This is a genomic window from Intrasporangium chromatireducens Q5-1 (assembly GCF_000576575.1).
Lineage (GTDB): Bacteria > Actinomycetota > Actinomycetes > Actinomycetales > Dermatophilaceae > Intrasporangium_A > Intrasporangium_A chromatireducens.
Genome location: NZ_AWQS01000034.1, coordinates 17,519 through 27,018 on the forward strand (window position 1 = coordinate 17,519; position 9,500 = coordinate 27,018).

Here is a 9,500-nt window from a genome sequence, read left to right on the forward strand (position 1 = left end):
GGCTGGGATCACACCGTCAGGATGGCGTGCACCGGGCGCTCGCCGAGCTTGTCGCGCCCCTCCAGGAAGCCGAGCTCGAGGACGACGTCGACCCCGGCCACGACCGCACCCGCGCTCTCGACGAGCTCGCACGCAGCGGCTGCCGTCCCACCGGTGGCGAGCACGTCGTCGATGACGAGGACGCGCTCCCCGGCGCGGAACGAGTCGGCGTGCACCTCGATCTCGGCCGTGCCGTACTCGAGCGCGTAGGAGCGGCTCAGGGTCAGGCCCGGCAGCTTGCCGCTCTTGCGGACCGGCACCATCCCGATCCCGAGGTCGAAGGCGACCGCGGCGGCGAGGATGAACCCCCGCGCCTCGATGCCGACGACGACGTCGACGGAGCCCGTGTGCCGCGTCGCCACGTCGCGCACGACGGTCGCGAACGCCTCACCGTCGGCGAGCAGCGGCGTGAAGTCCTTGAACAGGACGCCCGGCTTCGGGAAGTCGGGGATGTCCCGCAGCCTCGATGCCACGACCTCGGCGACTGACGGACCCACGAACGAGGTCACCGCTTCGACCTGGGTGAGCGCTTCGGCTGGTTGCGCGGCCCGGCTTGCGCGTACTTGTGCACGCTGCGTGGCTCGGCGCGGTGCGCCGCCCCGGCGACGTCGGCGGGCACGGCCTCGACAGGCTCCCCGTCGACGGTGGTAACCGCCTCGGCCTGCACGACCGCCTCGTGGCGTGCCCCGTGCCGCGCCACGTAGCGCTCGAGGTCGAGCACCTCCGGCTCCTTGCGGCGGAAGTCGACGAAGAGCGGCGTCGCGATGAAGATCGACGAGTAGGCACCCACGGCGATACCGATGAACAGGGCGAGGGCGAGGTCGAGCAACGTGCCGGGGCCGAGCAGCGTGAACCCGACCACGAGGACCGCCGCGATCGGCAGCAGCGCGACCACGGTCGTGTTGACCGACCGGACCAGGGTCTGGTTCACCGCGAGGTTGGCCGCCTGCGCATAGGTCATCCGCTTGGTCCGGAACGCCTCGGCCGTGTTCTCCCGCACCTTGTCGAAGACGACGACGGTGTCGTAGAGCGAGTAGCCGAGGATGGTCAGGAAGCCGATCATCGACGACGGGGTGATCTCGAACCCGAACAGGGCGTAGATGCCCACCGTGACGACGAGGTCGTGGAGCAGTGCGATCGAGGCCGCCATCGCCATCTTCCAGGTGCGGAAGTAGACCGACATGACGAGCGTGACGAGGATGAGGAAGACGATCAGGGCGCGCACGGCCTGTTGGCTGACGGAGGCGCCCCAGCTCGGGCCGATGAGCGAGGCGCTGACCTGGCCCTCCTGGACGCCGAAGGTCTTGGCGAGGTCGGCCTTGGCCGCCTCGGTCTTGCCCTCGGCGGCCTCGGTCTGCACCCGGACGGTGTTCGAACCGATGACGCTGGAGCTGACGTTCCCGGTGATGCCGGCCTGGCCCACCGCCGACGACGCCTTCTGCTCGTAGTTCTGCGTCGAGGTCACTCCCGAGACCCGGAACTCGGTGCCGCCGCGGAACTCGATGCCGAAGTTCAGGCCGCGCAGGAAGAAGCCACCCAGGGCGAGCACGATGAGGATGGCGGAGAAGGCGTACCAGCGCTTCTGCCGCTCGATGAACTGGACCGACCGCTTGCCGGTGTAGAGGTCGTTGCCGACCTGGGCGAAGTTGATCATGCCTGACCCCTTCCCTCGGCGGAGCCGAGTCTCGAGGCCGCAGCCGACCGGCTCGCGGACCTGCTCGCCGTGCGCGGACCCGTGCCGAACTGCCCGGCGCCGCGGTAGCGGGGGCTGACCTTCGCACCGAGCCGAACCGGGTCGAGGCCGGACCACCTGTGGCCGTTGCCGAAGAACTCCGTCCGGGCGAGCAGCTGGACCATCGGGTGGGTGAAGAGCATGACGACGAGCAGGTCGATGATCGTCGTGAGGCCGAGGGTGAACGCGAAGCCGCGCACGTTCGCCGAGGCGAGCAGGTAGAGCACCACCGCGGCGATGAAGTTCACTGCGTCGGCGGCGATGATGGTGCGCTTGGCGCGCTTCCAGCCGGTCTCGACCGCGGCGACGAGTGGCCGGCCCTCGCGGACCTCGTCACGGATGCGCTCGAAGTAGACGATGAAGCTGTCGGCGGTCACACCGATCGCCACGATCAGGCCCGTGACCCCGGCCATGGTGAGCCGGAAGCCGTGCGTCGTGCCGAGGACGGTGACGGCCAGGTAGGTCAGGACCGCCGCGACCACGAGGGACAGGACCGTGACGAAGGCCAGGGCGCGGTACTGGAAGAGCGAGTAGATGACGACGAGGATCAGGCCGATCAGCCCGGCGAGGAGGCCCAGGGTGAGCTGCTCCTGGCCCAGCTGCGGCGTGATGTCGTCCTGGGTCTGCAGCTTGAACGACAGCGGCAGGGCACCGAACTTCAGCTGCTGCGCGAGCTGCTTGGCCGAGTCGACGGTGAACGACCCGGTGATGGAGGCCTGCCCGTTGGTGATGACGGCCTGGGCGCGGGGCGCCGTGATGACGGCCTTGTCGAGCACGACGGCGAACTGGTCGCGCGGCGGCTGGGACTGCAGGGCGTAGAGCCGCTGGGTCACCTGGGCGAACTTCTTCGCACCCGCCGAGTTGAACGAGAGGCGGACCTCGACGATCGAGGTCGGCTGCCCGTTGGGGCCGGCCTGGAAACCACTCGAGGCATCGGAGATCTCGCTGCCGTCGATCTCGACCGGGCCGAGGACGAACTTGCTCGTCTGGTCGTCGCTGCAGGTGGCCATCGGCAGGGCCGGGTCGTCGACGATCTTGTCGAGGGTGCCCGGCACCGAACAGTTGAGGGCGACGAACTGCTTGGCCACGGTCGCGGCGGCTGCGTCGGCCTTCGCCTTGTCCCAGCCGAGGGCGACGAGGCTCTGGGAGGTCTCCGCGGCGACGGTCTTCTCGTCCTCCGGGTTGCTCGGCGGGGCCTGCTCGGCGGGCGCCGTCGGCGTGCTCGTGGCCGTGCCGGTCGCGCCACCTGTCGCCGTGCTGCCCGAGGCGGACGTCGTCGGCGAGGAGGTCGCCGCCCGCAGCGCGGACGGGACTGGCGCGTTGGCGGCGGTCTTGGACGCCGACGGGGTCCCGGACGGTGCCCCGGTCGCGGTGGCGCTCGACGTGCCGCTCGGGGTGGCGGTGCCGGTCGCGGAGGGCGCCGGAGTCGGCGCGGGAGCCGCGGTGGGGATGTTCGCCGTCTGGACGAAGACGGCGCGGAAGCGCAGCTGGGACGGTTTGCGGATCGCGTCGAGCTGCTCTGCGGTCGGTGTCCCGGGGATCGCGATGTCGATGTTGCGGCCACCGAGCGTGGAGATCTCCGCCTCGGAGACGCCGTTGGCGTCGATGCGCTGCCGGATGATGTCGACGGCCTGGTTGATCTGTCCGGCCGTCACGGTGGTGTTGCCGACGAGGACCGGCTCGAGGACGATCTCGGTGCCGCCCTCGAGGTCGAGCCCCAGGCGAGGGGTGTACTGGCCGCCTCCCCACTGGGCCAAACCGGCGGCGATCGCGAGCAACCCGATGATGATCGCGATGAGGGCGGTCAGCGACCGGGTCGCCGACCTCTTCTCTGAGCTACGCGCCATGCGCTGGCCTCACTGACCGGTCGTGTCGGCGGGCCCGGTGGCGTCGGACCCTGCGGCGCTGGCGGGACCCCCGCCGGCCGCGTCGGACTGCTTCATGGCGATCGCGCGGCGGTCGATGCGCAGGGTGATCCCCTCGGCGACCTCGACCCAAGCGCTCTGGTCGTCGAGGTGGCGGATCGTGCCGTAGATGCCAGCCGAGGTGATGATCTGCTCGCCGACGGACAGCGAGGAGCTGAAGTTGCGCATCGCCTTCTGACGCCGGGACGTCGTCCAGAACATCCACACCAGGAGCAGGATCGGCAGGGCGAGGATCAGCAGGGAGGACATTCCGCCGCTCGACGCGGTCTGCGCGGGGGCGGTCTGGACCAACGAGGTGACCTCGTTGCCGTAGTTCAGCATCAGCTCTCGTTCCTTCGGGTGTGGGTCCGGGCAGCGAGCGGCACCTCACGGGCTGTGGGGACGTCGCGTCAACGACCGGTGGCACCGGAAAGTGCCGCGCACTGCGGCGCGGTGCCCGCAGGAGTCTATGGCGACCAGCCGGATTTGTCAGACGCGGCGCGCAGGCGGTCAGGTCTCGAAGCGGCCGCCGGAGGCGTCGTCGAGCGGGAGGGTGGCCGACCACAGGCCCTGGGCGTCGAGCGGCGCCGCCAGGCCGAGGTGGTCCCACGCCAGCGCAGAGGCGGCCCGTCCGCGCGGGGTGCGCACCATGAAGCCTTCTCGGACGAGGTAGGGCTCGGCGACGGTCTCGACGGTGTCCGGCTCCTCACCGACGGCCACGGCGAGCGTGGACAGCCCGACCGGTCCGCCACCGAACCGGCGGCACAGGGCGTCGAGCACGGCGCGGTCGAGCCGGTCGAGCCCCCGTGCGTCGACGTCGAACAGCTCGAGCGCGCTCATCGCCGCGGCATGCGTGACGCGGTCGTCGCCGTGCACCTGCGCCCAGTCGCGCACCCGCCGCAGCAGCCGGTTGGCGATGCGGGGCGTCCCCCGGGACCGGGACGCGATCTCGGTGATGCCGCTCTCGTCCGCCTCGAGGCCGAGGAGCCGTGCGGAGCGGTGCAGGATCGTGACGAGGTCGGTCGCGGCGTAGTAGTCGAGGTGACCGGTGAAGCCGAAGCGGTCGCGCAGCGGCGCCGGGAGCAGCCCGGCACGGGTGGTGGCCCCGACGACAGTGAACGGCGGCAGCTCGAGCGGGATCGCGGTGGCCCCCGGCCCCTTGCCGACGATGATGTCGACCCGGAAGTCCTCCATCGCGAGATAGAGCATCTCCTCCGCGGAGCGGGACATGCGGTGGATCTCGTCGAGGAAGAGCACCTCGCCCTCGGCGAGAGAGGACAGGATCGAGGCGAGGTCGCCCGCATGCTGGATGGCCGGCCCGGAGGTGATCCGGATCGGCTGCTCGAGCTCGCTCGCGACGATCATGGCGAGGGTCGTCTTGCCGAGGCCGGGCGGCCCGGAGAGCAGGACGTGGTCGGGCGGGGTGCCGCGGCGTTTGGCGGCCTGCAAGAGCAGGCCGAGCTGGTCCCGGACCCGGACCTGCCCGGGGAAGTCGTCGAGACGCTTCGGGCGCAGGGCGGCCTCGACCTGCCGCTCGTCGGCGTCGCCGCCGGCGTCCACGATGCGCGCCGTCGCCTCGAAGGACCCGTCCCACTCGCCGTCCGGGCGCTCTGCGTCCCAGTCCGAGGTCATCGGCCGAGCTCCTGCAGCGCCGCACGCAGCAGCGCGGAGACGCCCGCGTCTTCGGCTGCCTGCGGGGCGACCTTGTCGAGCGCTGCATCGGCCTGCTTGACGTTCCAGCCGAGGCCGACGAGCGCCTCGCGCACCTGCGCACGCCACACCTCACCGGTGTCGGCCGGCTCGGCGGCCGGTCCCGTGCCTTCGCCCACGACGACGCCGAGCTTGTCGCGCAGCTCGAGGACGAGCCGTTCCGCGCCCTTCTTGCCGATCCCGGGCACCTTGGTCAGGGTCGCGATGTCCTCTCGGGCAATCGCCAGCCGCAGGGTGTCGGGTGAGTGGACCGCGAGCATCGCCAGGGCGAGCCGGGGGCCGACGCCCGACACGGTCTGGACGGTCTCGAAGACCGCCTTCTCGTCGGCACTCGCGAAGCCGTAGAGGGTCAGTGAGTCCTCGCGCACGACGAGCGTGGTGGCGAGGTCGGCGGACTGGCCGGTCCGCACGGAGGCTGCCGTGGCGGGCGTGGTGTGGACGAGCATGCCGACGCCACCGACTCCAAGGACGAGCGAGTCGAGGCCGACGGTCAGGACGGTGCCGGACAGCGAGGCGATCATGGGCGGGGGGCTCCGGGGTTGGGTCGGACGGTCGTCGCGCGGCTGCCGGCAGGGACTGCGCGCACGCTCCCCGCCGCTCCGCGTCGTGGCGCTCGTGAGGGTATGCCGCTGGGCTTGGTCCCGTGCGCGGCGGCCGCCTCCGCGAGACGGTGCTGCACGCTGCCGCGCCAGACGTGGCAGATGGCAAGGGCCAGTGCGTCGGCCGCGTCGGCGGGGCGGGGCGGGGTGCTCAGGCCGAGCAGCCGGGTCACCATGGCGGTCACCTGCGCCTTGTCGGCGCGACCGCTGCCGCTGACCGCTGCCTTGACCTCGGTCGGGGTGTGCATCGTGACGGGCAGGCCGCGGCGCTCCGCGAGGAGCATGACAACGCCGGTCACCTGCGCGGTGCCGACGACGGTCGAGACGTTCGTGTCGGCGAAGACCCGCTCGATGGCGATGGCCTCGGGACGGTGCCGCTCGAACCAGAGCCGCATCTCGTCCTCGATCGCGACGAGGCGCCTCGGGGTGGGGTCGCTCGACGGGGTCCGGATGACGCCGACCTCGACGAGGGAGAGCCGGCGACCCGGCACCCCGTCGACCACGCCGATGCCGCAGCGGGTCAGTCCCGGGTCCACGGCGAGGACGCGCACCGCGTCACCTCCACTTCCCCGACAGACCGACCGAACACCTGTTCGGCCCAACCGTATGCCGCGCTCCCCCGCGAACGCGGAAGGCACGCCGCGCGCGGCGTGCCTTCCCGCTGGGACCGAGCTCAGCGGCATACGGCGTGGCTACTCCTCATCGTCAAGCTGCGAGAGCACCTCGTCCGGGATGTCGCCGTTGGCGAAGACGTCCTGGACGTCGTCGCTGTCCTCGAGGGCCTCGATGACGCGGATCATCTTCTTGGCGCCGTCGAGGTCGAGGGGGACCTGGAGGTTCGGCACCCACGACGCCTCGGCCGAGTCGTAGTCGATGCCGGCCTGCTGGACGGCCTGCCGGACCGCGACGAAGTCGCTCGCCTCCGAGACGACCTCCCACGTCTCGCCGTTGTCGTTGACCTCTTCCGCGCCGGCGTCGAGGACGACCTCGAGGATCGCGTCCTCCGTGACGGGACCCGAGGGGCCGTCCTTGGGGACGATCACGACGCCCTTGCGGTTGAAGACGTAGGCGACCGAGCCCGGGTCGGCGAGCTGCCCGCCGTTGCGGGTCAGGGCCGTGCGCACCTCGGCGGCGGCGCGGTTGCGGTTGTCGGTCAGGCACTCGATGAGCAGGGCGACCCCACCCGGGGCGTAGCCCTCGTAGGTGATGTTCTGGTACTCGGCCGCGCCCGCCTCGGCGCCCGAGCCGCGCTTGACCGCGCGGTCGATGTTGTCGTTGGGGACCGACGACTTCTTGGCCTTCTGGATCGCGTCGTAGAGGGTCGGGTTGCCGGCCGGGTCACCGCCACCCTGCTTGGCCGCGACCTCGATGTTCTTGATGAGCTTGGCGAAGAGCTTGCCACGCTTGGCGTCGATGGCAGCCTTCTTGTGCTTCGTGGTGGCCCATTTGGAGTGGCCGCTCATGCAGTGTCCTCACGCTCGCGAACTGACGATCTTGACGAACTCGGCGTGGATCCTGCGGTCGGTGCCCACCTCGGGGTGGAACGACGTCGCGAGGAGCCCATCCTGCCGAACCGCCACGATCTTACCGGCGGCGGGCCCCTCCCCCACTCGGGCGAGGACCTCGACGCCGTCACCGACCTGATCGACCCACGGTGCCCGGATGAAGACGGCGTGGACCGGCTCGTCGAGTCCGACGAAGTCGAGCTCGGCCTCGAAGGAGTCGACCTGCCGACCGAAGGCGTTGCGCCGCACGGTGATGTCGAGGCCCCCGAGGGTCTGCTGCCCGGCCGCCCCGTCGCTGACCCGGTCGGCGAGCATGATCATCCCGGCGCACGACCCGTAGGCCGGCATGCCGTGCTCGAGCCGCTCCCGGAGCGGTTCGTACAGGCCGAACGTCCGCACCAGCTTGTCCATCACGGTCGACTCCCCTCCGGGAACCACCAGGGCGTCGATCCGCCCGACCTCCTCGGGCCGCCGGACCGGGACCGTGTCGACCCCCAGCTCGTGGAACGCGGCGACGTGCTCGCGCACGTCTCCCTGCACGGCGAGGATCCCGATGCGTGGTGTGGTCATGAGGCGGAGCGTATGCCGCTCGCCCGCGCCGCTCCGAAACCGGCCCGCGCGGCACACCTCCCCGGCGGCGAGACGATACGTTCGAGCGCATGGACCGGACGGCTCTTGACCCGATGACCGCACGCGCCCGGGACCTCGACGCGCGAGCCGAGCTGCGGGCCACCCGCGCCCGCTTCCGGCTACCCGCGGGAGTCATCTACCTCGACGGGAACTCCCTTGGCGCGCTTCCGGATTCGGTCCCCGCGGCGATCGCCGAGGTCACCACCCAGGAGTGGGGCGAGCGACTGATCCGGTCGTGGAACGAGGCCGGCTGGTGGGAGGCGCCGCTGCGCGTCGGCGACCAGGTGGGCCGCCTCGTCGGTGCGGCCCCGGGCCAGGTCGTCGTGACCGACTCCACCTCGGTCAACCTCTTCAAGCTCATGGTGGGCGCGGCGCGGCTGCGGCCCGGACGCACCCTCGTGCTCACCGACCCGGACTCCTTCCCGACCGACCTGTACCTAGCCCACTCGGTGGCCCGCCTCCTCGACCTGGAGCTCCGGCGCGTCTCCCCCACCGATGCCGTGGCGGCGATCGCCGAGGCGGCCGACTCCCTGGCGCTCGCCGCCTTCTCGCACGTCGACTACCGCACCGGCGAACGCTGGGACCTGGCCGGCATCACGGCGGCCGCCCACCGGGTCGGCGCTCTGGTGTGCTGGGACCTGTGCCACTCCGCCGGGGCGATGGAGGTCGGACTCGACGAGGCCGAGGTGGACCTCGCCGTGGGGTGCGGCTACAAGTACCTCAACGGCGGCCCCGGCGCTCCGGCGTTCGCCTATGTGGCCGAGCGCCACCAGGCCGTCTTCGACCAGCCGCTGCCCGGGTGGACCGGGCACGCCCGGCCGTTCGCGATGACGGCCGGCTACGTGCCGGCGCCGGGCATCGCCCGGCTGCGCAGCGGTACCCCGCCGCTGCTGTCCCTCCTGGCTCTCGAGGCGGCGCTCGGGGCCTTCGACGGCGTCTCCCCCGCTGGGCTGCGGCGCCAGTCGCTCTCGCTCACCACCCTCTTCATCGAGGCGGTCGACGCGCTCGAGCAGAGTCTCGAGGTCGTCACGCCCCGGGAGCCGGACCGTCGGGGCTCGCAGGTCTCCTTGCGCCATCCGGACGCGTTCGCGATCGTCCAGGCGCTCATCGCCCGCGGCGTGATCGGCGACTTCCGGGAGCCGGACCTCATCCGGCTCGGCTTCGCACCGCTCTACGTGACCCACGCCGACGCGGTGCAGGCCGCCCGTCAGCTCGGGGAGGTCCTCGACTCCGGCGAGTTCCGCCGACCCGAGTTCTCCCACCGCGGCGCCGTCACCTGACGTCGACCGGTCACTTCCCCTCCGTCGACCGGTCAATTGCCCTGCGTCGACCGGTCACTTCCCCGCGGTCGACCGGTCAATTGCCCTGCGTCGACCGGTCA

10 protein-coding genes are annotated in these 9,500 nt (G+C 71.5%); 1 reads left to right on the forward strand and 9 read right to left on the reverse strand.

What is annotated here, in order from left to right; genetic code table 11:
• Window positions 1-8 precede the first annotated feature (8 nt).
• The 9 genes from N864_RS06525 to pdxT form a co-directional block, all read right to left on the reverse strand.
• Window positions 9-548 (reverse strand): adenine phosphoribosyltransferase, encoded by a 540-nt coding sequence (locus N864_RS06525; RefSeq protein WP_034714794.1) that lies wholly within the window; start codon window positions 546-548, stop codon window positions 9-11.
• The gene (gene secF / locus N864_RS06530; protein WP_034714795.1) at window positions 545-1,693 is read right to left on the reverse strand and encodes a protein translocase subunit SecF; all 1,149 of its coding nucleotides are present in this window, start codon (window positions 1,691-1,693) and stop codon (window positions 545-547) included. Before secF ends, N864_RS06525 begins: the two co-directional genes overlap by 4 nt.
• Window positions 1,690-3,618: a protein translocase subunit SecD gene (gene secD / locus N864_RS06535; protein WP_034714796.1), complete on the reverse strand. Its 1,929-nt coding sequence runs from the start codon at window positions 3,616-3,618 to the stop codon at window positions 1,690-1,692. Before secD ends, secF begins: the two co-directional genes overlap by 4 nt.
• 9 nt (window positions 3,619-3,627) lie before the next feature.
• Window positions 3,628-4,017 carry a preprotein translocase subunit YajC gene (yajC, locus tag N864_RS06540; RefSeq protein ID WP_081793457.1) on the reverse strand — a complete coding sequence of 130 codons (390 nt, stop codon included), beginning with the start codon at window positions 4,015-4,017 and terminating at the stop codon, window positions 3,628-3,630.
• A gap of 168 nt (window positions 4,018-4,185) precedes the next feature.
• A complete protein-coding gene (gene ruvB / locus N864_RS06545; protein WP_034714797.1) occupies window positions 4,186-5,307 on the reverse strand; it encodes a Holliday junction branch migration DNA helicase RuvB in 1,122 nt (373 codons plus the stop codon).
• Entirely contained in the window at window positions 5,304-5,906 is a 603-nt protein-coding gene (ruvA, locus tag N864_RS06550) for a Holliday junction branch migration protein RuvA (RefSeq protein WP_034714799.1), read from the reverse strand. Before ruvA ends, ruvB begins: the two co-directional genes overlap by 4 nt.
• The gene (ruvC, locus tag N864_RS06555; protein WP_034714801.1) at window positions 5,903-6,535 is read right to left on the reverse strand and encodes a crossover junction endodeoxyribonuclease RuvC; all 633 of its coding nucleotides are present in this window, start codon (window positions 6,533-6,535) and stop codon (window positions 5,903-5,905) included. Before ruvC ends, ruvA begins: the two co-directional genes overlap by 4 nt.
• 141 nt (window positions 6,536-6,676) lie before the next feature.
• Window positions 6,677-7,447: a YebC/PmpR family DNA-binding transcriptional regulator gene (locus tag N864_RS06560; RefSeq protein WP_034714803.1), complete on the reverse strand. Its 771-nt coding sequence runs from the start codon at window positions 7,445-7,447 to the stop codon at window positions 6,677-6,679.
• A 9-nt stretch (window positions 7,448-7,456) separates the two neighbouring features.
• Window positions 7,457-8,059 carry a pyridoxal 5'-phosphate synthase glutaminase subunit PdxT gene (pdxT, locus tag N864_RS06565; RefSeq protein WP_034714805.1) on the reverse strand — a complete coding sequence of 201 codons (603 nt, stop codon included), beginning with the start codon at window positions 8,057-8,059 and terminating at the stop codon, window positions 7,457-7,459.
• Between the two features lie 89 nt (window positions 8,060-8,148).
• Between pdxT and kynU the strand changes: the two genes are divergently transcribed.
• Complete coding sequence (gene kynU / locus N864_RS06570) at window positions 8,149-9,399, forward strand: kynureninase (protein ID WP_081793458.1); 1,251 nt, start codon at window positions 8,149-8,151, stop codon at window positions 9,397-9,399.
• The last annotated feature ends 101 nt before the right edge of the window (window positions 9,400-9,500 follow it).

What these genes read in the sequence shown, in the direction of transcription:
- N864_RS06560 (WP_034714803.1), bottom strand. Translation starts at nt 7,447, where the DNA reads ATGAGCGGCCACTCCAAATGGGCCACCACGAAGCACAAGAAGGCTGCC.
- kynU (WP_081793458.1), top strand. Translation starts at nt 8,149, where the DNA reads ATGGACCGGACGGCTCTTGACCCGATGACCGCACGCGCCCGGGACCTC.
- secD (WP_034714796.1), bottom strand. Translation starts at nt 3,618, where the DNA reads ATGGCGCGTAGCTCAGAGAAGAGGTCGGCGACCCGGTCGCTGACCGCC.
- pdxT (WP_034714805.1), bottom strand. Translation starts at nt 8,059, where the DNA reads ATGACCACACCACGCATCGGGATCCTCGCCGTGCAGGGAGACGTGCGC.
- yajC (WP_081793457.1), bottom strand. Translation starts at nt 4,017, where the DNA reads ATGCTGAACTACGGCAACGAGGTCACCTCGTTGGTCCAGACCGCCCCC.
- ruvA (WP_034714799.1), bottom strand. Translation starts at nt 5,906, where the DNA reads ATGATCGCCTCGCTGTCCGGCACCGTCCTGACCGTCGGCCTCGACTCG.
- ruvB (WP_034714797.1), bottom strand. Translation starts at nt 5,307, where the DNA reads ATGACCTCGGACTGGGACGCAGAGCGCCCGGACGGCGAGTGGGACGGG.
- secF (WP_034714795.1), bottom strand. Translation starts at nt 1,693, where the DNA reads ATGATCAACTTCGCCCAGGTCGGCAACGACCTCTACACCGGCAAGCGG.